The 24,576-nt window shown below is 37.9% G+C and carries 21 protein-coding genes; 9 read left to right on the plus strand and 12 right to left on the minus strand.

Features of this window, described 5'->3' with window-relative positions; genetic code table 11:
• Positions 1 to 136 precede the first annotated feature (136 nt).
• The gene (locus N8M95_RS05540) at positions 137 to 6,307 is read left to right on the plus strand and encodes an alpha-L-fucosidase (protein WP_261116764.1); all 6,171 of its coding nucleotides are present in this window, start codon (positions 137 to 139) and stop codon (positions 6,305 to 6,307) included.
• Between the two features lie 139 nt (positions 6,308 to 6,446).
• Here the strand turns inward: N8M95_RS05540 and N8M95_RS05545 are convergent, their stop codons facing one another.
• From N8M95_RS05545 to N8M95_RS05575, 7 genes are all read right to left on the minus strand, one after another.
• The gene (locus N8M95_RS05545) at positions 6,447 to 6,590 is read right to left on the minus strand and encodes a hypothetical protein (RefSeq protein ID WP_004269895.1); all 144 of its coding nucleotides are present in this window, start codon (positions 6,588 to 6,590) and stop codon (positions 6,447 to 6,449) included.
• A gap of 28 nt (positions 6,591 to 6,618) precedes the next feature.
• Positions 6,619 to 6,912, minus strand: coding sequence for a DUF5960 family protein (locus N8M95_RS05550; protein ID WP_061864524.1), 294 nt, complete (start codon positions 6,910 to 6,912; stop codon positions 6,619 to 6,621).
• Positions 6,905 to 7,267, minus strand: coding sequence for a hypothetical protein (locus N8M95_RS05555; protein WP_049486633.1), 363 nt, complete (start codon positions 7,265 to 7,267; stop codon positions 6,905 to 6,907). The genes N8M95_RS05550 and N8M95_RS05555 overlap by 8 nt, the downstream gene beginning before the upstream one ends.
• The gene (locus tag N8M95_RS05560; RefSeq protein WP_261116765.1) at positions 7,264 to 8,679 is read right to left on the minus strand and encodes a Y-family DNA polymerase; all 1,416 of its coding nucleotides are present in this window, start codon (positions 8,677 to 8,679) and stop codon (positions 7,264 to 7,266) included. Before N8M95_RS05560 ends, N8M95_RS05555 begins: the two co-directional genes overlap by 4 nt.
• A gap of 3 nt (positions 8,680 to 8,682) precedes the next feature.
• Positions 8,683 to 9,369: an XRE family transcriptional regulator gene (locus N8M95_RS05565; protein ID WP_261116766.1), complete on the minus strand. Its 687-nt coding sequence runs from the start codon at positions 9,367 to 9,369 to the stop codon at positions 8,683 to 8,685.
• 684 nt (positions 9,370 to 10,053) lie between these two features.
• Positions 10,054 to 11,925, minus strand: a complete 1,872-nt coding sequence (locus N8M95_RS05570) for a hypothetical protein (protein ID WP_261116767.1) — start codon at positions 11,923 to 11,925, stop codon at positions 10,054 to 10,056.
• Between the two features lie 136 nt (positions 11,926 to 12,061).
• Positions 12,062 to 13,243 carry a helix-turn-helix domain-containing protein gene (locus N8M95_RS05575; RefSeq protein WP_261116768.1) on the minus strand — a complete coding sequence of 394 codons (1,182 nt, stop codon included), beginning with the start codon at positions 13,241 to 13,243 and terminating at the stop codon, positions 12,062 to 12,064.
• Between the two features lie 320 nt (positions 13,244 to 13,563).
• On the opposite strand from N8M95_RS05575, the gene N8M95_RS05580 reads away from it, so the two are divergent.
• The 7 genes from N8M95_RS05580 to N8M95_RS05610 all read left to right on the plus strand — a co-directional run bounded on the left by N8M95_RS05580 (position 13,564) and on the right by N8M95_RS05610 (position 18,459).
• Positions 13,564 to 14,094: a hypothetical protein gene (locus tag N8M95_RS05580; protein WP_261116769.1), complete on the plus strand. Its 531-nt coding sequence runs from the start codon at positions 13,564 to 13,566 to the stop codon at positions 14,092 to 14,094.
• Between the two features lie 99 nt (positions 14,095 to 14,193).
• Complete coding sequence (locus N8M95_RS05585; RefSeq protein ID WP_261116770.1) at positions 14,194 to 14,508, plus strand: hypothetical protein; 315 nt, start codon at positions 14,194 to 14,196, stop codon at positions 14,506 to 14,508.
• Positions 14,508 to 15,584, plus strand: coding sequence for a cell division protein FtsK (locus N8M95_RS05590; protein ID WP_261116771.1), 1,077 nt, complete (start codon positions 14,508 to 14,510; stop codon positions 15,582 to 15,584). Before N8M95_RS05585 ends, N8M95_RS05590 begins: the two co-directional genes overlap by 1 nt.
• 3 nt (positions 15,585 to 15,587) lie before the next feature.
• Entirely contained in the window at positions 15,588 to 16,202 is a 615-nt protein-coding gene (locus tag N8M95_RS05595) for a hypothetical protein (protein ID WP_261116772.1), read from the plus strand.
• A 131-nt stretch (positions 16,203 to 16,333) separates the two neighbouring features.
• Positions 16,334 to 16,921, plus strand: coding sequence for a replication protein (locus N8M95_RS05600; RefSeq protein ID WP_261116773.1), 588 nt, complete (start codon positions 16,334 to 16,336; stop codon positions 16,919 to 16,921).
• Positions 16,912 to 17,175 (plus strand): helix-turn-helix domain-containing protein, encoded by a 264-nt coding sequence (locus N8M95_RS05605; protein ID WP_261116774.1) that lies wholly within the window; start codon positions 16,912 to 16,914, stop codon positions 17,173 to 17,175. Before N8M95_RS05600 ends, N8M95_RS05605 begins: the two co-directional genes overlap by 10 nt.
• A gap of 66 nt (positions 17,176 to 17,241) precedes the next feature.
• A complete protein-coding gene (locus tag N8M95_RS05610; protein ID WP_261116775.1) occupies positions 17,242 to 18,459 on the plus strand; it encodes a site-specific integrase in 1,218 nt (405 codons plus the stop codon).
• 259 nt (positions 18,460 to 18,718) lie between these two features.
• Here N8M95_RS05610 and rpsI read toward each other — a convergent pair whose 3' ends face one another.
• The 4 genes from rpsI to N8M95_RS05630 form a co-directional block, all read right to left on the minus strand.
• Positions 18,719 to 19,111 carry a 30S ribosomal protein S9 gene (rpsI, locus tag N8M95_RS05615; RefSeq protein ID WP_000075964.1) on the minus strand — a complete coding sequence of 131 codons (393 nt, stop codon included), beginning with the start codon at positions 19,109 to 19,111 and terminating at the stop codon, positions 18,719 to 18,721.
• 18 nt (positions 19,112 to 19,129) lie between these two features.
• Positions 19,130 to 19,576 (minus strand): 50S ribosomal protein L13, encoded by a 447-nt coding sequence (gene rplM / locus N8M95_RS05620; RefSeq protein ID WP_001044624.1) that lies wholly within the window; start codon positions 19,574 to 19,576, stop codon positions 19,130 to 19,132.
• A 215-nt stretch (positions 19,577 to 19,791) separates the two neighbouring features.
• On the minus strand, positions 19,792 to 20,991 hold the full coding sequence (locus tag N8M95_RS05625; protein ID WP_261116776.1) for an ABC transporter permease: 1,200 nt from the start codon (positions 20,989 to 20,991) through the stop codon (positions 19,792 to 19,794).
• Positions 20,988 to 21,881, minus strand: a complete 894-nt coding sequence (locus N8M95_RS05630) for an ABC transporter ATP-binding protein (RefSeq protein WP_000895303.1) — start codon at positions 21,879 to 21,881, stop codon at positions 20,988 to 20,990. Before N8M95_RS05630 ends, N8M95_RS05625 begins: the two co-directional genes overlap by 4 nt.
• A 117-nt stretch (positions 21,882 to 21,998) precedes the next feature.
• On the opposite strand from N8M95_RS05630, the gene N8M95_RS05635 reads away from it, so the two are divergent.
• On the plus strand, positions 21,999 to 22,121 hold the full coding sequence (locus N8M95_RS05635) for a hypothetical protein (protein WP_261116777.1): 123 nt from the start codon (positions 21,999 to 22,001) through the stop codon (positions 22,119 to 22,121).
• On the opposite strand, the gene pheT is transcribed toward N8M95_RS05635, so the two are convergent.
• Entirely contained in the window at positions 22,118 to 24,523 is a 2,406-nt protein-coding gene (gene pheT, locus N8M95_RS05640; RefSeq protein ID WP_261116778.1) for a phenylalanine--tRNA ligase subunit beta, read from the minus strand. The genes N8M95_RS05635 and pheT overlap by 4 nt on opposite strands.
• Positions 24,524 to 24,576 lie beyond the last annotated feature (53 nt).

The raw sequence follows: 24,576 nt of genomic DNA on the forward strand, positions 1-24,576 counted from the left end.
GAAAGCGCTTAAACAGAGGGGGTAATTAGTCTCAAACTATTGCACAAAATCTAACTATCGCTAAAGAAAATCGTTTCCAAGTCATACTTGGGCTCAGACAGTAGCTGACTGTCTTGATTCAAACTAGGAGTACATTATGAATCGATACCTTTTTGAAAAAGAGCAAACTTTTAGCATCAGAAAATTAACCGTTGGAGTTGCTTCGGTTATGGTCGGACTCGCTTTTTTTGCATCTGGTACAGCACTAGCTGACGAAGCAAAAATTGAAGCTACAAGCTCTCAACCAAATGTAGAAAAATTGGCCGAAGTTGAAAAAACCAAACCAGAAGTCAAAAATGAAAGTCCTGTAATTTCTACACCTCAAGAGTCAGAGAAAGCAGAGAAAGCAGAAAAAACTGTTAAACCAGTAGAAGAGAAGACTGTAGCAGAAACTAAAACTACTGACTTGCTTCCTGAAGAAATCCACGATCAAGCTTATCCTGATGCACCCGTGAAAAACATAGATACTTCAGCAATCGTAGACAAGAAGGATAGTCCTAAAGTTGAGACAGAAAGCATTCTAAAAAACAAGGAAGAACTTCCAAAAGAAGCTGAAAATGGTAATCGTGCAATTATCAACGGTGGTCTAGATTTGAAGCACGTCCCTTATGAAGGACAACCTGCTACTGCTGCTAGTATGATTTACACTATTTACAATGGTGGTTCCCAACGCTATATCGTGTCTGGTTCTGGTATTTTTGTGGCACCAAATGTCATCTTGACTGTTGCCCACAACTTTTTAGAATCAAACCGTGATACAAAAGAAGGACATATTCGAGGCGGAGATTCTGCTAAGTTTTACTATAACCTCGGTTCTAATTCTGCTGTTCGCAATTCTCAACCTGTAACGGGTAATACTACTCTTTTCAAAGAAGAAGATATTCATTTTTGGAACAAGAAAGAATTTGGAAAAGGATATCAAAATGACTTGGCTGCTGTTGTAGCACCTGTTCCTCTTCAAATCGCTAGTCCAAATAAAGCTGCTACCTTTGTTCCCTTGGCAGAAAATAAAACCTATCAACCTGGGGACCCTGTTAGCACGATTGGATATCCAACTGATTCAAGCTCACCTGAGCTCAAAAAACCAATTGTAGCTGGTCAACTTTACAAGGCTGATGGTGTCGTGAAATCTGTTGATAATTATGATGATAAAGGCTCAAAAGGCATCACCTATCATATGACTTCTGTTTCAGGCCTTTCAGGTGCTGGTATTATCAACGGTGATGGTAAAGTAGTCGGTGTTCACCAACACGGCACAATTGAAAACGGCATCCCTGACAAAGACCGCTTCGGTGGCGGAATCGTCCTCTCACCCGAGCAAGTAAAATGGGTAAAAGATATTATCGCTAAATATGGTGTCAAAGGTTGGTACCAAGGTGATAATGGGAAACGATATTACTTTACTCCTGAAGGAGAAATGTTCAGAAATAAAACTGCTGTTATTGGCGAAAATCAATATTCTTTCGATGAAAATGGTGTTGCGACACTCATTAAAGGAATCGATTACGGACGTGTAGTTGTTCAACACGTAGATGAAACTGGTAATCCAATCAAAACTGATGATACTTTTGTTGAAAAAACTGAAGTTGGAACAGCTTTTGATTATAACTTCAAAAAAGAAATCGCTAAGACTGACTTCTATACAAAAAATCAAGAGAAATACCAGATTGTCTCTATTGATGGCGTCGAAATCAACAAACAACTCAAAGATGAGTGGACCTACAACGTCGTCAGCAAAACAGCTCCAGGAACACGGGTCATCAAGGTGGTTTATAAAGTGAATAAAGGTTCATTTGCCATTCATTATCGTTTGAAAGGCTCAGAGCAAGAATTAGCAGATGTTGTTACTGATAATAATGACGGAAAAGAATACGATGTTTCATTTGTAAACACTTTTGAAGCAAAAGAAATCGCAGGCTACCGCGCAATCACTCCACGCTTAGAAGCCAGCATCCAGCACAAGGGTGTGAATGATGTTGTCTTTGAATACGAAAAAATCTCTGATAACTCTAATCCGACTTCAACTGTTTTACCTGCTGCTCATCCAGAAGATAAAGAAACAGAAATTGGAAATCACGGTCCCCTTCCAAGCAAGGCTCAACTTGATTATCACAAGGAAGAATTAGCTGCCTTTATCCACTATGGTATGAATACTTATACTAATTCTGAGTGGGGACATGGAAATGAAGACCCTAAAAACTTCAATCCAACTAACTTAGATACAGATCAATGGATCCGTACTCTAAAGGAAACTGGCTTTAAACGAACTATTATGGTTGTCAAACACCACGATGGTTTCGTTATTTACCCATCTAAATATACAAATCATACCGTAGCTGCAAGTCCATGGAAAGATGGAAAGGGTGACCTTTTAGAAGAAATCTCTAAATCGGCTACTAAATACGATATGAACATGGGTGTTTACCTATCACCATGGGATGTTAATAGCCCTAAATATAAGGTAGCTACTCAAAAAGAATACAACGAATACTACCTCAATCAACTAAAAGAAATCCTTGGTAATCCAAAATACGGTAATAAGGGTAAATTTATCGAAGTTTGGATGGATGGAGCACGCGGTAGCGGTGCCCAAAAAGTAACCTACACTTTTGATGAGTGGTTCAAATACATCAAGGAAGCTGAAGGAGATATCGCTATCTTCTCTGCCGAACCAACAAGTATCCGTTGGATTGGAAATGAGCGTGGTATCGCCGGTGACCCTGTATGGCATAAGGTCAAGAAAGCAAACATCACCGAAAATGTTAAGAACGAATACCTTAACCACGGTGACCCTGACGGAGATATGTACTCTGTAGGAGAAGCAGATGTTTCCATCCGCTCTGGCTGGTTCTACCACGATAACCAGCAACCAAAATCCCTCAAAGAATTGATGGATATCTACTTCAAGTCTGTTGGTCGTGGAACGCCACTTCTTCTCAACATTCCACCAAACAAAGAAGGTAAATTCGCAGATGCTGACGTGGCTCGCTTGAAAGAATTCAAAGCGACTCTAGATCAAATGTATGCGACTGACTTTGCCAAAGGTGCAACTGTAACAGCAAGTTCGACTCGTCAGAACCATCTCTACAAGGAAAGCCACCTGACTGATGGTAAAGACGATACCAGCTGGGCACTTTCAAATGATGCTACAACTGGTAGTTTCACAGTTGATTTAGGACAAAAGAGACGCTTTGACGTTGTTGAACTAAAAGAAGATATTGCTAAAGGACAACGTATTTCTGGATTCAAAATTGAAGTCGAAATCAACGGACGCTGGGTTCCATATGGTGAAGGTTCAACCGTAGGCTATCGTCGTTTGATCCAAGGTCAACCTGTAGAAGCACAAAAAATCCGAGTTACGATTACTGGCTCACAAGCCACACCAATCCTAACCAACTTCTCAGTCTATAAAACTCCAAGCACTATCGAAAAGAATGATGGATATCCTCTTGGACTAGAATACCACTCAAATACAACAGCTGACAAAGAAGGTACAACTTGGTACAACGAGTCAGAAGGTATTCGCGGTACTTCTATGTGGACCAACAAGAAAGACGCCAAAGTCACCTATCGTTTCACAGGAACCAAGGCTTACGTCGTATCAACAGTAGATCCAAGCCATGGTGAAATGTCTGTATACGTGGATGGTCAAAAAGTTGCAGATGTACAAACCAAGAACAGTAGCCGTAAACGTAGCCAAAAAGTTTACGAAACTGGTGATTTAGCACCTGGAGAACACACTATTACTCTCGTTAACAAAACAGGTGAACCTATTGCTACAGAAGGAATCTACACTCTAAACAATAACAGCAAGGGTATGTTTGAACTTGAGTCTACTAACTACGAAGTCGAAAAAGGAAAACCAGTCACTGTTAAAATTAAACGTGTCGGTGGAAGCAAGGGAACTGCTACTGTTCGCTTCATCACAGAACCTGGAACTGGTGTTCACGGTAAAGTTTACCAAGATACAACTCAAGATGTGACTTTTGAAGATGGAGAAACAGAAAAGACTGTTACCATCCCAACGATTGACTTTACAGAACAAGCCGACTCTATCTTTGACTTCAAAGCCAAGCTCACTTCTGTCACTGATGGTGCCCTGCTCGGTTTTGCTACCGATGCAACCATCCAAGTGATGAAAGCTGAATTGCTGATCAAGGATCAAACAAGTTATGATGACCAAGCTAGTCAGTTGGATTACAGTCCTGGCTGGCACCATGAAACCAATTCGGCAGACAAGTACCAAAAAACGGAGTCTTGGGCTTCCTTTGGTCGCTTAACTGATGAACAAAAGAAAAAGACAACTGTCACAGCCTACTTCTACGGTACTGGACTTGATATCAAGGGCTATGTTGATCCAAATCATGGTATCTACAAAGTCTTCCTAGATGGCAAAGAAGTTCCTTACCAAGATGGCATGGGAAATGCGTCGACTATTGAGGGCAAGAAATACTTTAGCGGTCACGCTGCTCAACGCCAAGGCAATCAAACTCTGGTTAGCCTAAAAGGTCTTGATGAAAACTTGCACGCAGTCACCCTTCAACTAGATCCTGATCGAAACGATTTGTCTCGAAACATCGGTATCCAGGTGGATCAATTCATCACTCGTGGTGAAGGAAGCGAACTCTACAGCAAAACACAAATCCTTCAATCTCTCTCTAAATGGAAAGACGACTTATCTAACTTTGATCCAAGTGGTTTGAAAAATACAGCAACTGCACGTCAAGCATTTAAGTCTAATCTTGATAAACTCACTGCACAATTAAGTTCTGATACGGTAAATGTACAAGATGTGATGTCAACAGTCACTACTTTGCAAGATATTCTTAGCAAAGACGAAAATTACCAAAAACCTGGAGACGAAACAAGTCCAGAACAACCAGTTGAACCAAAACAACCTGAACAGCCGGAAATCAATTATGATAAGGCTATGGCTAGCTTGACTGAAGCTATCGAGAAAAAAGTGGCTGAACTTGGTACTAACAACGATGCTAAGAAGAAATTAGTTGAAATTACTGATAAAGCAATCGCAGCTATCCAAGAAGCGAAGACTCAAGAAGACGTCAACAAAGCTCTCAATAACGCTCTTGAACAGATCAAGCAATTGCAACCTAGCCAACCAGAACAACCGGTTGAACCGAAACAACCGGAACAGCCGGAAATCAATTATGATAAGGCTATGGCTAGCCTGACTGAAGCTATCGAGAAAAAAGTTGCTGAGCTTGGTGCCAACAACGATGCTAAGAAGAAATTAGTTGAAATTACTGACAAAGCAATCGCAGCTATTCAAGAGGCTAAAACTCAAGAAGACGTCAATAAAGCTCTCAATAACGCTCTTGAACAAATCAAGCAATTGCAACCTAGCCAACCAGGACAACCGGTTGAACCGAAACAACCTGAAAAACCAATTACTTCTTCAAGTCCTGAAGAAGGAGTTAAAGAGCTTACCTTCCAACTCCCAAGTTTGGATATTGTTAAGAAGGCAGTACCATTCAAGACTATCCGTCGCGAAAATCCACAATTAGACAAAGGGAAAGAACAAGTTCTAGCAGAAGGGAAAGATGGTGCTATAATCGAGTATATCGAAGTAGATGGCAGCAATCGTAAGGTAGTTCAAATCGAATCAACTCCAGCTCTAGACCGAGTGATTGAAGTTGGGACTAAACAAAGTTCTGTAGGAACAGATACTCCACCAGTTGTGACTCTTCCTGAGTACCTTCTACCAAAAGAACCTGAAAAACCAATTACTTCTTCAAGTCCTGAAGAAGGAGTTAAGGACCTTGTCTTTAAACTTCCAAGTTTGGATATTGTCAAGAAGGCAGTACCATTCAAGACTATCCGTCATGAAAATCCAAACTTAGATAAAGGAAAAGAGAAAGTTCTAGCAGAAGGGAAAGATGGTGCTATAATCGAGTATGTCGAAGTAGATGGCAGCAATCGCAAGGTAGTCCAAACCAAATCAACTCCAGCTCTAGATAGAGTGATTGAAGTCGGAACTAAACAAAGTTCTGTAGGAACAGAGGCACCACCAGTTGTGACTCTCCCTGAGTATGTTCTACCTAGAGAAACTGAAAAACCAGCTCCTGCAGTTGTAACAGAAGATTCACCAAGAAAAGATGAAAAAGCACCTGTTGCTACTACAGTTAAACAAGACAAGGAAAAACAACTCCCAGAAACTGGAGAGCAAGAAGCAAATGCCTTCTTATTCTTGGCTGCTATTACTTCAGTATTGTCTCTACTTATCTTCCAAAAGAATTTCAAAGACTAATTAAAATCTTTACTTAATTCTTTTCAATGATTCTAGTTCCCCCAAAGAGAAGACCAGCCGGTCTTCTCTTTTTCTATCTACAAATTAAAAAGCATCCATAAATTTCTATGGATGTCTTAGTATCTATAAAACAGAATGATTATTTGGGATAAGTATTTTCAAATTCAACAACAATTTCAAGTAAACGATTATCTAAAAAAGATAGGGCTTCTTGTCTAATCTCATCAGAAAGACCATAATAAGCTTCTGCAATTCCTCCGCAGATAGCTGAAATGATGTACACCAGAGAACGAGCTCATCTCCTACCAAATCTACTGGCCACTATTTTTAATCCCAGCATATACATAGGTCCTATTTCTAGGACACGCTTTTTCCGTTACCACCCTAAAATAAAAACGATGCTCCCGCCCATCCTTGGCATTTTCCTTGTTTAAAACAAAGTAGTTTTTCTGATTCATCGCCATGGTTCGTAGGATGTCATCAATCAAGAAAGTCAAGGGTACGTTCATGGCAGAGTATTTTTGAAAATCCTCTTCAAAATGAATATAGTTATCTGAAAAGTAATCCATCTGCAGTTTGTTTTCATACAACTCTTTTCTAGTCATAAACTCCCTCCTCCCACAGCCGAATTTCGAGGATATCTGCAACCTCTATCAACCTATATCCCTCGCTTGTCCTAATAGATAGAGTCTGAGGCGATAACTCTCTCACCACACCGATGATAGTGGTTTTCTGCTTCTTTTCCTTTAGCACAAAACTTCCCCTAAGTTGGCCAACATAAAGCTGAGAAAGCAAGTGCAACTTCTCATCTGGAGTCAAATCCGTCGAAAAATCAACACGGCTTTTTTCTTCACTGAGCGAACTGGTGTGTTCTGAAAGGTAAAATCCCATCCACTTCTGCATACCTGGATCTTGATAATCTCGCGCGGATTGAAAAGGTAAATAAGAACGATCAATCATTTTAATCCATCTAATCCTCCAGCAGAATGTCCCCCAATCAGCTTGCTTCTGGCAAGACTCCTAGAGGCTTCTTCCAGTGCATTGGCCTTTAAGAGAGAAGTGAAACCAAATTGTTCCCGAATGGAGTCAATGGCCGTCTGGAGCCTTTCCTCTTTTTCTAACTTGTCAACATCATCAAAGAGGGAAATCAAACCAAAGGACTCATCCACAAATCCTGAATAGTTGACTCCGATACTTCTGACCGCTCCAGAAGTGTATTTGTTATGAAATAGCTTCAAAACATGGTCTGTTAAAATAGCTGTATTATTGGTCGGTTCGATCTTCATTTGTGTGTGAATAGATTGCCGGATCTCCTGTTTAGAGAAACCGACATAGATAGAGACAAGGGTTGTTTTCTTGCCCGCCCTTCTCAATCTAATAGCCACCTGCTCCGCCATTTCTCGAAGAATAATTTCGATGTCTCGTAGCTTCACGTAGTCTCTCGGCAAAATTTGAGAATTCCCCAAGCCCTTGGATTTGGCTTTATAGGGCTTATGAACATTACTTTCATCAATCCCGTTAGCATGAAACCACAAACGAAGACCAGCCTGACCCAGAACTTTCTTTAGCTGGTCGGGATTGCTGGTTGCCAATTCCTTGATGGAAAAAATTCCCAGAGCATGCAAGCGTTTCTCCATCCGCCTGCCAATACCCCAAAAGTCTGTCATCTGGGGAATGGCCCAGACCTTCTCTTCCACATCCTGGTAAGACCAGTTAGCCCTCATGGTCGGAGTGTGCTTGGCCTCATTATCCAGAGCCAACTTGGCCAGTAAGGGATTGGCATTGGACATGCCTACTGTAGAGTAAATCCCTGTCTGCCTCCAAATATCCCTCTGAATACGAGCAGAAAGCAGATCCAACTTGTCTTTACGGGATAGACTCTTATCTGGGATGAAATAGTTAAGCGAACTAGTCAGGTCAATAAAGCCCTCATCAATCGAGTAAGGATAAATATCATCTGGACTGCCATAATTCTGAAAGATTCGCTGAATTTCCATATTGACTGCGATGTACTCATCCATCCTGGGTGGCACAATCAAGGTCACTTGACCCCAATCTTCGATATAACGAACATAGTCTGAGTCGGTCGGCAACCCTTGCTTTCGAGCATTGTAATAGGAAAATTTACGTGTTTTGATGTCAAAAGGCAAATCATAGGCCCGACCAACATTTGACTTGCCAAAAATCTTCTTAAACAAGGGAGAGGAGGCTAGGATAAGACCAGTGGAATTATCCGCGCGACTCATGACACAAAGCGAGGTTTTCAGCGGATGTAAGCCCCTTTTCACGCACTCAACACTGGCATAAAAGGATTTCATATCGACAAAGGCAATGTCACTTTTGTGCTCTCTGGAATAATCAAAGTAGCCCATAGTCTAGCCCTCCATCGGCACAAAGTTCCCAACGATAATCCCCACAATCCGAGGATCTTCTTCATAGGAGATGAAAATATCCTTGTATTTAGGATTGATAGAAACCAGACGCAGGCCAGCTTCCTCCCTATAGACCCGTTTGATATAGGTCTGGTTGTTACAAACCACTGCATAGACCGCCCCGTCATAGTCAAATCCTGTCTCTCGAATCAGTGCTACTGAACCATTTTGATATTTAGGTTCCATGGAGTCTCCAGATACCCAGGATGCAAAATCATGGGCCAACTCCTCATTAAAGTAAACCGTATCAAAATTCTGATCATCGTAGACTGAAGCTCCAATCCCCGCTGACATGCGTTCGTAGACACGGTACTCGTAGAGACGCTCTGGCATGGTTGTCACTTTCTGAGCCTGTTCCTCTTGAACCAGGTTGCGTGCATAGAGAACAACCTTCTCCTTCCCTTGCTTGGAAAGGCTATGGTATAGACGGACAATCTCAATCTGAGTGAAATAGCCTTTTGCGACTTTTAAAATGTTTTCTAGCTGGGACACCTTCTCCTTGGACGGTTCCTTGATTCCACGTTCCCAAGCCGAGTAAGCCTGGAAGCTAATCCCAAGTTGCTCTGCAATTTCCTTCTGTGTTAATTTTAACTCTTTCCTACGAGCCTTGAGTTTTTCTGGCTGATACATACTTCACCTCCTAGTATAGAACATCATCTTAAATGATTTTACTTAGAAAAACTAATCTTTAGTTGAGTCACTTTTAAAATTCAACCAATTTGGTTTAGTTTTATTATATAAAAAAAGTGAACGATTGTCCACTGGGAAAATCAAGTTTAAACAGCACCACTTATCTATTTTGAACGAAAAAGACATCCAAGAGTAAATTCTTGAATGTCTGGAAACGTTGATATAATCGTGTTGATTAACGTTTTGAGAATTGTGATGCTTTACGAGCTTTCTTAAGACCTGGTTGGGGCATCACTTATTTTATCCAATTTCAAAGTGCTTTAAAATCAACGTTTTCACGAGTTTCTGAAAGATAAAATCTCAACTAATTTTAATCAACCTCATCAAAATAAGGTAAACTTTCAATTAAAATAAGCTAAAATCGAACCAGAATATCATAAGTTTACCTTATTTGGTTTTTACAGACAGAAGTCAAGCAGACATTCACTACTCGTCAGTTATGACGAAAAATATTGATTTAAAGTGATTCTTAAAATTCTAAAATTAATTATATTTCAATATAAATCAACCGAATAACCATTTTTTAAATAAATTAGATTTTCGTATATATAAGAAACGCCCTAACAAAAGTTAGAGTGTTTTTTGTAGTATTCTTTTTCTTGATAATTTATAAACTTTGAAAAACTATTTCTTAGATTGTCTTAATTGTGTGTAGTATTCTAACTCATCATTGATTCTCATCACATAGAAAATGACAATCTGAAGTAACTCTAAATAATTTTGTAAATGTTCTTCTTCTTTTTTATATCCAAATTTACCATGAGAAAATTTATTTCTAATCTTTAATCCATTGCCATATTTTTTATCATCCAAAATATAAGATAAATAATTACTTTCATGTTCAGAAAAAAGATTATCTGAGTATCCACAATACCCTTTATTACAAAGGTCTTCTGCAATATCTAGTATCAATTTGTCTTTATAGTATAGACAATATGTACCTGACTTCCATAATTTATATAAAATGTTAATTTCTTGAACATTTGTAAATCTAATTACTTCATCTGATAGTTTTAAAATGTTTATATCGATTAGAGCGTTTATCGACTCCACTTGATAATCAGCAAAATCTGTAATTTTAATACCGTCTATTACATGTTTAAAAAATGTTCCGTGTTTTTTCTTTGACGGGATGAAGCTTAGGATACTTTGGTCAGAAAAAAGTGCAGAGAACAAAGCAGAATTATTAGATGTATTGTTCAATTTAATGAATTTTTTTTCGTTAAATGATTTTAATATAGCATAAGAAGAAGTACTGGATTTAATCTCTAATAAATCTTTGTTGATTTCCCCGTTTCTAACAAATAGTTCGTACTGGTCTAATATACTATCCATTTCACAAATTATCGATTTTCCTCTTTCATAATAAGAAGATTCTTTATTGGAAGCATGAAAGTGAAAGCCTTTTATATTCAACTCGGTTTCAAGATAAATATTGAAATACCATTCTACAATTTCTTCCACATCAATTTCATTCTGCTTTAAATAATCAAAATATGCCTGAAATAACAAATTATGACAAAGTTTTAATTGAGGGTGATAAGAATCATAATGAGCATTTGATTTGTGAGAAAAGTGACGAGTGAAACTAAATGTTTCTTCATTTGCAACTAACCAAGGTAATCCTGATTTATGATTAAAGAAGCCAAGGAAATAAATATAATTATTTAGTAATGTCGGAAAATCATGATGTTCATCTAGTATATTTTTGTTTAAAATAATCCCATTCTCAATAGGCTCATATAATTTATCAGAATCTAAAGGCTTGATGACAACTGATATAGAGTAATGTATCCCTTCATTAGTTTCAAAATGTTTTTCCCAGAATTCATCACTCTTTCTTTTAGCTAAAAACTTAATCTCGTCATCAAACTCATATTTGCTTAATTTTTTATACTCAACTATTGATTGTAGATAGTTAGGGTTACTATTAACTAACTGACAATAGTCTTTTGCTAAATTATTTATCTCTTCATTTGTAATACCTAATTTAATAAATAAACCATTATTAGAATCTATAAATTTTCCTGATTGATTATTCAGGAAAAATTCTATATTTCTGGACAGAGAGAGAAAATTTTCTTTGATAACTTGCGGAAATAGGTCAATCAGTTCTTTAACATTTTTAAGTGTCATTGTCTGGATATTATATTTTTTAATATAAGATTCAAACTGGGCAGCATCATCTTTATTAATTTTTCCTAAGAATAATACTAACTCCCAGAAGATATCTTTATAAAAAATGTTAATACTATCATAATCTATTTCAAAAATGTTAATTGGAAAATTCGTGGATATATCTTTATGAAATTTTGAAATTAGATGTTTGAAGTTAGAAAATTCATTTTCTGTTTTTAACAATTTTAGGATTAAATGGGTTTCTATCAAATTATTAATTTCAGTTGAAGGCTTATAAGTTTCAATGTATTCCAGAGCTATATCGTATTGATATGGTTCTATTACACTATTAGGGGCATGAAATCTTTGACTCGACATATTTTTAATATTCCTTATGTTCATTTGATGATTTTTTATCGCGTTAATATTATATAGTGTTTGGGCATACCGTTATTTAGGGCTAACTTAAATCAATTTTCATCCTTAATAAATATTTACACATAACTTGAAGATTCTAACCTCCCCTTGTCCATTGTATTGGTAAATCTTCTAAAATGCTTAGTAAGGTTATTGAATAGTCTGTTATATTTTTTTTCAAATACGATATGCAAGCTAATCGAACATCATCTTTTACTAGTGGGGCAAAATTATCAACCACTTCAATATACGAACTATGACTAGAAAGAAAATCGACTTTGTCTTGTATCTTTTTTTCCAAAGAATCAAGTATAGATTTAGCAAATTTGTCATCATCACTCTTGTATATTTTCCAATTTAAATATATCAAAAATTCTTTGCTAGGAACTGGTAAATCTATAAAATTCGGTTCCAAAATGCTTTGTTCGTATAGAAATAAATAATATGCAGAAAAATAACTGAATCGTTCTAGTTCGTGAATAAAGATATCTTTCATTAATCTTATATTTGAAGAAAAGATATTTACAACAATACCCATGTGAGAATCTATCTCGTGTTTTGCGGAAAGAGTAGGTTTATCTTTAAGTAACTCATCCGAGTAATTTAAAATAGTTTTTTCTCCCAACATTCTTAGCAAGGTAGGTGAAGTTTTTAAAATGTTATCTATTGTCATTATGCTCTCAATGCAAGTAAATCGATAAAGTTCATATTTATCAAAATCTTTATATTTTTTTCGCATACTAGATTTTGCGATATCATAAATCATATTCTTTGAAATCTTTTTCATTTCTTCCAGAGGGAAATCTTTTTTCTGAACATAATCCCTCACCTGACTAATAATGTTATCTAGAGAGTGATCTAATGATATCTTATTTTTATATAGATCTTTATTACTTCTATATCTAACTGAATCACTATGTATTGAATTTAATTTATTAAGCTTTTCTATATTTTTATTTAACTGATAGCCTTCATTATTTCGAGTATAGTATGCAAATAACGGTAGGTAATATTCAAAAAGAAAATCTAATGTTTCTGTTATCACTTCATATTCTTTATTTCTTATTGATACACCTGTCTTTGAAATACTCTCTTCAGAAATATGTAAAACTTCAATTATTTTTTTTAAGGTACTTTTATGTGGTGTACTGGTTCCATTTAACCATGGACGAACTGCTCTAGGCGTTTTTCCTGTCATTTTAGCAAGTTGCTCAACTGATATATTCTCATTTTGTAAAAAGGTATTTAACTTTTTATAATCAAAATTTTTACTTTCCATAATTTAATTATATCATTTTTTAGGAAGTTTCATTTTTTTAAAAGTTATAAAACTTCCCAAGCATTGATTTAATAATATTATTGGTAGAAAATTAAATTGTTTTTTTCAGATAAAATAGAATTATCAAGAAAAAACTTGATAAATAATTAAATAGTTCTTTTTGATGGCCATCAAATTGACGGATTGAAACTCAAAATATAGACAGTCATATTAGCTATCTATATTTTGTTAAGTCTCGCCGTTTATTTGGTGTGCTTTTTTGTGCCATTCGATTAAACTCTGTTTAGTTTCTTTCCGTCTTCGAACGCAAAGGAAGTAAAATGACATCATATAGAAAAGTGATAACAGAATTGTATTGCAAGTTACTAGGTGAAGAGCTCAAAAAAATACTTAATGAACGAGAAATATTACAAAATCAAATTGGATATGAAACAGCTGAAGGGGAAGTTGAATTATTATCCGAAACAACAGTTGGACAAATTCTAAAGGGAAAAAGAAATATTAGTTTTAATGCTTCGTTAGCTTTTCAGACCAGTTTAGATTATAAAAATCCTAGGGAATTATTTTTCCCGAGTATTGAATTCGAACTACTACTTATTGAAAATATAATATCTACAATTTTGATAGATCCTACGTTTGAAAATACTTTTTTAAAAAAGTTAATAGCAAAAAAATTTTCTAATGGCTCAAAGAAAGAAGTAGAGCAAATCATTGAAAAAAATAAAGAAATTTTTCTAAACTCCTTATCAAGCTTTATTTCAGATTTCCCAGAGGAAGAAACTTCGCATCAAATAGCTGAGAAATTAACTTATTGGTTATCCGAATTAGCCTGTCTCATACCAAAAATTTAAAAGTAGACTGTCAGGAAAACTGACAGTCTGCTTCATGAAACTACGTTAAACTAAAATTGTTCTTAGCTAAGACAAATAATCAAATACGAGGTAAATCTAATGAAAACACGCAATCGCAAAGGTGGCTACTCAGTCAATACTGCCAATAAATATATTGACAACAAGCAGGGCATTCTCTGCTTAAGTACCGAACTAGAAGCACAAATTAAATTTGAAGACGGTCAACCAACAGGGGAAATTATCGCTTATAAAGCTTGGTTCTCACAAAAAGGACTTCCGCCCTTTACCGTCAAATTTGAATCCGAAGTGGAGCTACCACCTTATATGGCATTGGTACAGTTTGATAATCTTCAAGCCTGCGAAGTTGGCTTTAACGTCTACTTCAAAGCTGACAATCTCAAGGAGGTTAAATAATGACAAATCGAGAACTAGGACAATACCTGCTCCAAAGCCTCAATATGGGACTTGGAAGCATTATGCAAGGAGAAACTAGCTATACTAACAGCTTTGACTGCAAAATTATGGAAGAAGGCTTCCTCTTTCTTCCTCGTTTGCCAGCTGGTTATATCATTGATGAGGAACTCTATCAGAAAATTTTCCTGATTGCGAATGCTGCTCTCTATCCTCGCTTCACCCTTCTCAAACAGAACTCAACCTATTTTATGGCGCTAGATACAAATGATATTCATGTCCAGCGTGGACTCTTCTTCCCTTGGAAAGCAGGCATTTCTGAACGTCTAGTGATTCCTGATTTGGAAGAATTCTCAGATAATCAAAAAGGGTATTTGATTCCTATAATGAAAAACCTTACTCTTGACTACAATAAAGTAACTTCGATGGCAATCGCAGGAAATAGTGGATCTGGTAAATCTTATGCTCTAACCTATTTTCTCAGCTTGCTCAAAAACATTTCTGACTTGATTATTGTAGATCCTAAATTTGATACGCCTAGCCGTTGGGCTCGTGAAAATGGAATTGCCGTTCTACATCCTCATAAAAATCGCTCTAAATCAGACTTTGTTTCAGAAATCAATGAGAACCTAAGCGTCTGCTTGAATCTTATTCAACAGAGACAAGAAATTCTCTATGATAAGCCAGACCATCCATTTGAACATTTGACTATCGTCATTGATGAAGTTCTGGCATTATCCGAGGGAGTCAATAAAACCATCAAGGACTCTTTCTTTTCGCTTCTATCTCAAATTGCTTTACTTGGGCGAGCTACAAAAGTCCATCTTTTTCTAGTCAGTCAGCGTTTCGACCATACATCTATTCCAATTTCTGTTCGGGAACAGTTAAATGTCTTAATTCAAATTGGTAATATCAACAAGAAGACAACACAATTTCTTTTTCCTGACCTAGACCCTGAAGGCATTGTTATCCCTATAGGAAAAGGAACTGGACTTATTCAGATTATTGATAATGAACAACCTTATCAAGTTTTACCTCTCCTTTGCCCTACCTATTATACAAAGAAAGGCATTCTGTAACCTATGAAAAAAACTTTTTTTCAAACAACCTACAACCTAAATGCAAACTTAATAGTCCTTGCCTTGTTTAGCTTTCTCTTTAAGATTGGAATCAACTTACTTATTCAAATGTTAGAAACCACCAAACTCTCTGGAATGCAAGGACTTTTTACAACAATACTAGATAAGCTGACTGCTCTTGAACATTACATTCAACTATTGTCATTCTGCCTTATTCTCGTTCCTGCTCTTTTGGTTATCATTGAGTTAGTTCAAAGATTTTTAAAAGATTCATTATGGAATTATTTCAAGTCTATTTACCAGACTTCTAGAATGAGACAATTTCTGAAACAAGATGAACAATCTGAACCAATGAATACAATTGAGAATCAGACTGTTACTCGCATCAACCCTATTTTAAAAAGCTTCAATCATTCTGTCTTAGGGTGTACGGTAGATGTAAGAAAAGAAACCGTCACTGTCTTACTTGCCATTCCAAGAACTCAACAGGCTCAGAAGTTACTGAAAGAAATGGAAGATGATATCAAGGAAGAAATTTCAAGTAGAAATCCAAACTATTATTTTTCTTCACCCCATCGAAAAGGTAATAAACTTTGGTTTACAGGAACTAAGAGATAAAGGAAAATATGGGGCTTGGCTCACATAGTGAAAGCCAAAAGCCCCGTATTTTCAAAATCATCTATTCACGTGTAATGGGGTTACTACGACCCCCATTACACCAATAATCATCAATCATAGAAAGGAAATAAATGGCTAAAGAAAAACGCTCGAACAAGTGGGCTTTTCTTCTCTATCAGGAAAGTGCCCCTGAGCATTATCTGGATGTTTTAGAGAACATGCATATCCCCTTTGTTCTCAGCCCATGGCACGACAAAGACATCAACAAGGAAACGGGAGAATTTAAAAAAGCTCACAAGCATGGAGCATTATATTTTGATTCACTCAAAAGCTATTCTCAAGTTTCTGAATTACTAGCTAAGAACCTCAATACACCTGCCCATGTAGAACCTGTTATGTCTCCTAAAGGAATGTATGACTACTTCACTCATGCAGAAAATCCTGAAAAGACTCTGTACGATATCAATGAAATTGGAACTGGATGTGGATTTGAACTAGATAAATTTCTTATTAGAAACAACAGTGACGAATTTCTTTCAATGGTAATTGATATCATAGAGGAACATAATTTTACAGAATTTAACAACTTAGTCAGATATGCTAGAAAAGAGAATCAGCAGTTGCTAGGTTTAGTTATGGATAAAACTTACTTCTTTGCAAAATATCTGGACTCACGCCGTCATTCTAGATATGGGAAGGAGGATAACGAATGCAAGTAATCCTACCAGATGAGCAGATTCATCAAATTCAACTACTACTATCCAATCTTATTCAAAAAGAAATTGAACAACAATTAGAACAAAGCAGTCTTAATAGCCCCTATCTGAACAAACAACAAGCCTGTGACTATTTAGGAATCTCCAACAATACTCTTGATTCTTGGATTCAAAAGGGACTCCCATCTATTAAAATTGGAAAAACTATTCGATTCCATGTAGATGCCATTGACCGCTGGCTAAACTCTTGCAACTAGAAAAATCTGATTTTTTGTTTTATAATGGTCATGATATTTTCTGGTTCGATAATTAAGGAGAATATCATGACTATCACTAAGACAAAAAACGGAACTTACCGCTTAAAAGTCTATATACCAATAGAAGCACGAATGCCACTTGGCATCGTAAATAATAACTATTATGATAAAAGATTCAAAACAAGAAAGGAGGCAAGGCAAGCTGAGATAGACTTGCTTACTAAGTTAAATCAAATAGAAGATAATGAGTTTACAGGACTAGCAAAAGAAGATATTCTTTTCTCAGACTTCTATAACAATATCTGGTGGGACTCTTATAAAGCAGGACAAACTACATCTACTTCTAAGCCACCAAGCAGATCAACAGTCGCTAATACCAAAACATGTTTTGAAAAACATATACTACCACTTCTTGGAAACTATACGATACAGTTTCTAAATCAAAACAAGCAGGTTATTCTAAATCTAATGACGTCTAAGGCTAATGAATATGCAAACTTCAAAACTTTACGAAGTTACGTTATTTCTATTTTTGATTGGGCAGAAGAACTTGAATATATAGAAGCTAATAAGGTTTCAAAAACTTTAAGGCGAATTAAGGCTGTCAAAAAAATTCAACTTGCAGAATCAAAACGTGATGAAGATTTATATTTAACTCATGAACAACTCCAAGAATGGTTCTCAGCATTTCAAGAAGATTTAGATAATGATAAAATAACCCTTAAAGATTATGTCCTATTTTATCTCACTTTTTTCTTAGGCGATAGAAAATCTGAAACCTATGCTCTCCAATGGAAACATATCGATTTTTTAAAATCACAGATTCAGCTAATTCAAGCTTTAGATAGATATGGACAAGTAAAATCTACTAAAGGAAATAAGAAAACTATTTTCTCTATTTCTAATGACTTACTTCAACTTCTTACTTCTTTGAAAGAACAACAAAAGTATGAACTAGCAAAGTTTGGCATCATCAGTAACCCAGAACAATTTGTTTTTACATATATTGATACAAAAGGAAACATCAACAAGCCATTACATTCTGACTATCTAAACAACAAAATGAAAAGCATCAGAAAGCGACATAAAGAGCTGGCACATGCTACACCTCATAAACTGCGACATACAGGAGCCACGCTTGCTAAACAAGCAGGAATGAGCTTAGAAGCTATCTCTGAGGCTCTAACACACAGTGACACAGGAACAACACAGATTTATGTAAATACCTCTAATGTAGTTCCTATGACAGTAGGTGAATTTGCTTTAAAGTCTCTAAAACAATAAGGTGAAAATAAGGTAAACTTTGAGGTGAACTTTTTCAAAAAACATAAAAAAAGCACCCATGAGGTAAACTCTTGAGTGCTTTGAAACGTTGATATAATCGTATTGATTAACGTTTTGAGGCAACTGACTTCGTCATGTTGCAGCCACATTTGTAAGCGACTAAAGTCGCAACAACTGTGTCAATTGCACCAATTTAGTAAGAAAGTACAAAAAGAACACCCCGAAAGGTGCTCTTTGTAAGTATAGTAATTCTCTCGAATTAACGTTTACTAAATTGTGATGCTTTACGAGCTTTCTTAAGACCTGGTTTCTTACGTTCAACTTTACGTGAGTCACGTGTAAGAAGTCCTGCGCGTTTCAATGAATCGCGGAAGTCTGGGTCTACTTGAAGAAGGGCACGAGCGATACCGTGACGGATAGCTCCTGATTGACCAGCGTATCCACCACCTACAACGTTAACGAAAACGTCGTATGAACCTGCAGTTGAAGTAACTGCGAATGGTTGGTTGATTACAAGACGAAGGTCAGCGTGTGGGATGTACTCTTCAACATCTTTTTTGTTAACAGTGATTTTACCAGTTCCTGGAACAAGGCGAACGCGTGCAACAGCGTTTTTACGACGTCCAGTACCTGCATATTGTGCTTGTGACATACTTTATTGTTCCTTTCCTTAGATAAGTCCTGAAATATCAAGAACTTCTGGTTGTTGTGCAGCGTGAGTGTGCTCAGCTCCAACAAATACTTTCAACTTCATACCTTGAGCGCGTCCAAGAGTATTGTGTGGAAGCATACCTTTAACTGATTTCTCGATCAAACGTACTGCGTTTTTAGAACGAAGTTCACCTGCAGAGATTTGTTTCAATCCACCTGGGTGGTTTGAGTGAGTGTAGTAGATTTTATCAGTTGCTTTTTTACCAGTCAATTTAACTTTTTCAGCATTGATAACAATCACAAAGTCACCTGTATCAGTGTGTGGTGTAAATGTTGGTTTGTTTTTTCCGCGAAGTACGCTAGCAACTACTGCAGAAAGACGTCCAAGTGGTACATCAGTTGCGTCAACTACGTACCATTTACGTTCAACTTGGCCTGGTTTAGCCATAAATGTTGTTTTGTTCATGATTTCTCCTATATATAGTTCGATTTTTGTTTACGGTGATGGGTGTTCCTTCCCATCGAAAAGTATTTGGAAGGTTCCGGGGCCTTTCAAATGGGGTAAACAATACCGCCTACTATCATACCAAATTTTACCCCTAAAAGTCAATAGATATGAAAAATATTTTTCTAAATCCCACTCTTTTTATCTCTAGAAAACCTCGCTTTCGCGAGGCTCTTCTATTTATAAGATAGGGCACGTTTAAAGGTTTTCAAAGGACCTAAATCATCTGTCTGCAGAACGAGACTAGCATACATACGCCCGATAAAGACTGTTGCCGTTACTGCAAAAGCAATCGTTATAGCAAGCGAAATCCAAGCTTCTAACCCATTTGCATAGCCGTTAATAGCTCTAAATGGCATGAAGAAAGTCGAAATAAAGGGAATATAAGAACCGATTTTCAAAATCAAATTGTCCCCTGCAGAGCCTAAAGCAGTAACTCCAACAAAGCCTACCATAATTACAATCATCAAAGGTGACAAGGCTTTCCCTGCATCCTCAGGGCGAGAAACCATGGAACCTAGGAAGGCTGCTAAAACTACATACATAAAGAGACTGACCAAAATAAAGAGCAAGGTATTCAGAGAGAAAGCATCTCCTAAATGATCCAAAATACCAAGCTGAGCTAGCAATGGCAAATCTTTGAAGAGCAGAATGGCAGCGAGACCACCCACGACATAGATGCCGATGTGAGTCAAAATCACGAGTAACAAGGCAAGCATACGAGCATAGAAATAATGGCTAGCTCGAATGCTAGAGAAGACCACCTCCATGATTTTAGTCCCCTTCTCACTAGCGACTTCTTGGGCAGTGACGCTCGCATAAGTAATTAAAATCATATAGAGAAAGGCTCCAACCGCTGTAGCCGCAATTGTTTGAATCATTTTTTTATTTTCCTTGGATTCATCAATTTTCTCCGTAAAGTTAACTGTTTGTTCCAAGCGTTTTTCCTGCTCTTGCGACAAATTAGCTGCCGAACGATTGAGTTGACCTTGAAGCTCATTTAACTTGCTCGTTACTCCTAGCTTAATAGCACTCTCAAGAGAAGTTTCACCATGATAGACGGCCTTGAGGACGCTGTCCTCTTGGTCAATCGTTAGGTAACCCTTGATTTTCTCATCTTTGATAGCAGCTTGGGCACTGGCTTCATCCTGATAATCAAAGTTGATACCATTGGTACCCTTAAGCCCATCTTCCACAGATGGCACAGTTGTTACTACTGCTATCTTACTATTCTTAGCCATAGAAGAGCCTTGGAGATAGCCAATTCCTCCAGAGAGACCGATAAACAAGAATGGTGAAATCACCATAAAGAAGAAACTCCACGATTTGACATGTCGAAGATAGGTTTCTTTCATTACAACCCACATATTTCTCATACTTCCACCCCTGATTCTAGTTTAAAGATTTCATCAATTGTTGGCGCTTGCTGGTCAAAGGTTGCGATGTATTGCCCCTGAGTCAAGATTGGAAAGAGTTCCCTTCCAGCGCTCTCATCCTCTAAGATCAATTTCCAACTGCCTTGTTTGGTCAAACTTACCTGCTTGACATGAGGAAGATTTTCCAATTCTTCCTTGCTTCGTTCACTTGAAACAAAGAGACGCGTTTTCCCGTATTGATTACGGACATCCTGAACTGGTCCATGCAAGACCACACGGCCATCTCGAATCATGAGAATATCGTCACAAAGCTCCTCGACATTAGTCATGACATGGTCAGAGAAGATAATGGTTGCTCCGCGCTCTTTTTCCTGAAAAATGACTTGCTTGAGCAACTCTGTATTGACTGGGTCCAAACCACTGAAAGGTTCATCCAAGATAATCAAGTCTGGTTCATGAATCAGAGTAATAATGAGCTGAATCTTCTGCTGATTTCCTTTTGACAGACTCTTGATTTTATCAGTCAGCTTCCCTTTCACTTCTAACCTCTTCATCCATTGAGGGAGTTTTTCCTTGACCTCTTTGGCATCCATGCCTTTTAGAGTTGCCAAGTAGCGAACTTGTTCAAGGACTGTCAATTTAGGCATGAGACTGCGTTCTTCAGGCAGATAGCCAATCCGAGCGTAGGTCTCCTGACGAATATCCTGACCATCCAGACTAATTTCTCCTTGGTATTCTAGGAATTTCAAAATACTGTGGAAAATCGTTGTCTTCCCAGCACCGTTTTTCCCGACTAATCCCAAAATACGACCTGGTCGCGCTTGAAAGTCAATACCAAACAAAACTTGCTTGGATCCAAAACTTTTCTCTAGACTTCTTACTTCTAGCATCTTTCACCTCCGAAATGTCTTGCACCCATTATACTCCTTTTTGATAGCCTTTACAATGATTTCTGTCCATTTTTATCATCCTCATTGTTAGTAAAAAATCTTAGGGTACTTTGAGTTATGAGTACATTATACACTGGTAAACTCCAATTTATCTTCTCTGTTCCTCAACTGTCTATTTTTAATCCTGAATTGTTATTTGAAAAGCAAAAATCCACCCCGAAGGATGGATTGATGGTTTAACGCACTTCTGCATTGACTTTTTCTTCGAGAGAAGATTGGATTTTTTCCATGTAGCGTGCGACTTCTTCGTCCGTCAAGCTATCTTCTGGATTTTGGAAAGTCAAACTATAAGCCATTGACTTCATACCAAGTCCCAATTTTTCTCCTGAGAAGACGTCAAAGAGTTTGATATCTGTCAAACGTTTCACGCCGGCAGCTTGGATAGCGTCCACAACTTCTTGGTGAGTCACTTCTGCCTTAAGGAGAAGGGCAACGTCACGGCTAACTGCTGGGAATTTGGTGATTTCCACAAATGGAGTAGCAGGTTGAAGGACCACTTCGATTGCTGAAAGGTTGAGCTCAGCTACATACGTTTCTGGAATATCGTAAGCCTTAGCAGTGACTGGATGCACTTGGCCAAGGAAACCAAGAACTTGGTCACCGAGTAAAATCATAGCTGTACGTCCTGGGTGGAGGCTAGCGATTTCAGATGTTGCCGTATAGGTTACTTGGAGGCCCAAACGAGCAAAGAGGGCCTCAAGGATTCCTTTAGCATAGAAGAAATCAACTGGAACTGCTGCTGTTTGGAAATCTTTTTCAGCAACCAAGCCTGTCAAGGCAAAGGCAAAGCTATTAATCTCATTTGGAAGTTCTTCTTTTGGATTGCCTGTTTGTTCAAAGACTTTTCCGATCTCGTAAAGGGCCAAGTTTTTGTTCTTACGAGCCACGTTGTAGGCAACAGTATCAAGAATACCTGAGATCATATTTTGACGGAGGACAGAACGGTCCACTGTCATTGGCCACATGAGTTCAGTAAGGTTACTTGGTTGAGCCGTAAACTCAACTGCTTTTTCAGGCGTTGTCAGAGCGTAGGTGATGATTTCTGTCAAACCTGCCCCTTCAGCAATGGTACGAACTTGACGGCGGAGTTTTTGTGTCGCAGTCAATTCACCAGCTGTACCATCGTCTTTTGGAAGACTAGTTGGCAAGCGGTCATAGCCATAGATACGAGCGATTTCTTCAAAGAGGTCTGCCTCGATAGTGATATCCCAGCGACGACGTGGGACGCTGACTGTAAAGCTGTCTGCATTGCCAGAAAGACCAAAGCCAAGACGACGGAAGACGTCTTCTACATCAGCGTATGAAAGCTCAGTTCCGAGGACACGGTTAACATCAGCAAGAGTTGAAGAAACTTCCACATCAGAAGTATCAAGTTCGCCCGCTGAAACGATACCTTTACGCACCGTCGCACCTGCAAGCTCTGCAATCATGCTAGCTGCCGCATCAAGAGCTTCGTTAACAGTTGCCACATTGATACCTTTTTCAAAGCGAGAAGATGACTCAGAACGAAGGTTGAGACGACCGCTTGTCTTACGGATAGATTTGCCATTGAATACTGCCGCTTCAAGGACAACACGACTAGACTTTTCAGAGATTTCTGTAGTTTGTCCACCCATGACACCTGCAAGAGCTACTGGTTTGTCTGCGACAGTGATGACTAGGTCATTCACGTCCAAGTCACGTTCTTCACCATCCAAGGTCACCAATTTTTCACCAGCACGCGCTTCACGCACACGGATGTCAGTCCCTTCAAAGGTATCCAAGTCAAAAGCATGCATTGGTTGACCAAAGTAAAGCAGGATGTAGTTGGTCACGTCCACTACGTTATTGATTGGACGGATTCCTTCATTCATGAGAAGGTTTTGCAACCATTGTGGACTTGGTGCGATAGTCACATTGTCCAAGATACGAGCGGCATAGTAAGGCGCCTTGTCTGTCTCAATGCCCACAGAAAGAGCATCTGCTGCAGCTTGGTCAGTTTCTGAAAGAGTAAATTCTTTAAAGTTGACTGCCTTGTCATAGATAGCTGCCACTTCGTGAGTCACTCCACGCATAGAAAGGGCATCCGCACGGTTGGGTGTAATAGAAAGTTCGATGATTTCATCATCCAAGTCTAGATATGAGAAGACTTCCTCACCTGGAACGGCATTTTCTGGCAAGATTTGGATGCCATCTCCGAATTCCTTAGGTACAACTGAGTCAGAAATTCCCAATTCACCAAGTGAACAGATCATCCCAAGTGACTCAAGACCGCGGATTTTCCCTTTTTTGATCTTGTAATTGTCAGCGATGCGAGCTCCTGGAAGAGCCACCATAACCTTGATACCAGCACGCACATTTGGGGCACCACAAACGATTTGACGGGCTTCTTCTTCGCCAACGTTAACCTGACAAACATGGAGGTGAGTTTCTGGCACATCTTCGCAAGACAAGACCTCACCGACGACAATTTTTGAGAGACCAGCAGCAGGTGATTCGACACCTTCTACCTCGATCCCTGTAGTTGACATTTTTTCAGCCAACTCTTGTGATGGCACAGCAATGTCCACCAATTCTTTTAACCATTTATAAGATACAAGCATAATTTAGTTCTCCAGAATGACAGTTGCCACTCTGGTTCTTTTCCTTTCCTATC

It is taken from the genome of Streptococcus mitis (assembly GCF_946190325.1).
Lineage (GTDB): Bacteria > Bacillota > Bacilli > Lactobacillales > Streptococcaceae > Streptococcus > Streptococcus mitis_CF.

Bases quoted from the DNA above. Each gene is read 5' to 3' on its own strand.
- N8M95_RS05540 (WP_261116764.1), top strand. From the start codon at position 137: ATGAATCGATACCTTTTTGAAAAAGAGCAAACTTTTAGCATCAGAAAA.
- N8M95_RS05550 (WP_061864524.1), bottom strand. From the start codon at position 6,912: ATGACTAGAAAAGAGTTGTATGAAAACAAACTGCAGATGGATTACTTT.
- N8M95_RS05555 (WP_049486633.1), bottom strand. From the start codon at position 7,267: ATGATTGATCGTTCTTATTTACCTTTTCAATCCGCGCGAGATTATCAA.
- N8M95_RS05560 (WP_261116765.1), bottom strand. From the start codon at position 8,679: ATGGGCTACTTTGATTATTCCAGAGAGCACAAAAGTGACATTGCCTTT.
- N8M95_RS05565 (WP_261116766.1), bottom strand. From the start codon at position 9,369: ATGTATCAGCCAGAAAAACTCAAGGCTCGTAGGAAAGAGTTAAAATTA.
- N8M95_RS05570 (WP_261116767.1), bottom strand. From the start codon at position 11,925: ATGTCGAGTCAAAGATTTCATGCCCCTAATAGTGTAATAGAACCATAT.
- N8M95_RS05575 (WP_261116768.1), bottom strand. From the start codon at position 13,243: ATGGAAAGTAAAAATTTTGATTATAAAAAGTTAAATACCTTTTTACAA.
- N8M95_RS05580 (WP_261116769.1), top strand. From the start codon at position 13,564: ATGACATCATATAGAAAAGTGATAACAGAATTGTATTGCAAGTTACTA.
- N8M95_RS05585 (WP_261116770.1), top strand. From the start codon at position 14,194: ATGAAAACACGCAATCGCAAAGGTGGCTACTCAGTCAATACTGCCAAT.
- N8M95_RS05590 (WP_261116771.1), top strand. From the start codon at position 14,508: ATGACAAATCGAGAACTAGGACAATACCTGCTCCAAAGCCTCAATATG.
- N8M95_RS05595 (WP_261116772.1), top strand. From the start codon at position 15,588: ATGAAAAAAACTTTTTTTCAAACAACCTACAACCTAAATGCAAACTTA.
- N8M95_RS05600 (WP_261116773.1), top strand. From the start codon at position 16,334: ATGGCTAAAGAAAAACGCTCGAACAAGTGGGCTTTTCTTCTCTATCAG.
- N8M95_RS05605 (WP_261116774.1), top strand. From the start codon at position 16,912: ATGCAAGTAATCCTACCAGATGAGCAGATTCATCAAATTCAACTACTA.
- N8M95_RS05610 (WP_261116775.1), top strand. From the start codon at position 17,242: ATGACTATCACTAAGACAAAAAACGGAACTTACCGCTTAAAAGTCTAT.
- rpsI (WP_000075964.1), bottom strand. From the start codon at position 19,111: ATGTCACAAGCACAATATGCAGGTACTGGACGTCGTAAAAACGCTGTT.
- rplM (WP_001044624.1), bottom strand. From the start codon at position 19,576: ATGAACAAAACAACATTTATGGCTAAACCAGGCCAAGTTGAACGTAAA.
- N8M95_RS05625 (WP_261116776.1), bottom strand. From the start codon at position 20,991: ATGAGAAATATGTGGGTTGTAATGAAAGAAACCTATCTTCGACATGTC.
- N8M95_RS05630 (WP_000895303.1), bottom strand. From the start codon at position 21,881: ATGCTAGAAGTAAGAAGTCTAGAGAAAAGTTTTGGATCCAAGCAAGTT.
- N8M95_RS05635 (WP_261116777.1), top strand. From the start codon at position 21,999: ATGAGTACATTATACACTGGTAAACTCCAATTTATCTTCTCTGTTCCT.
- pheT (WP_261116778.1), bottom strand. From the start codon at position 24,523: ATGCTTGTATCTTATAAATGGTTAAAAGAATTGGTGGACATTGCTGTG.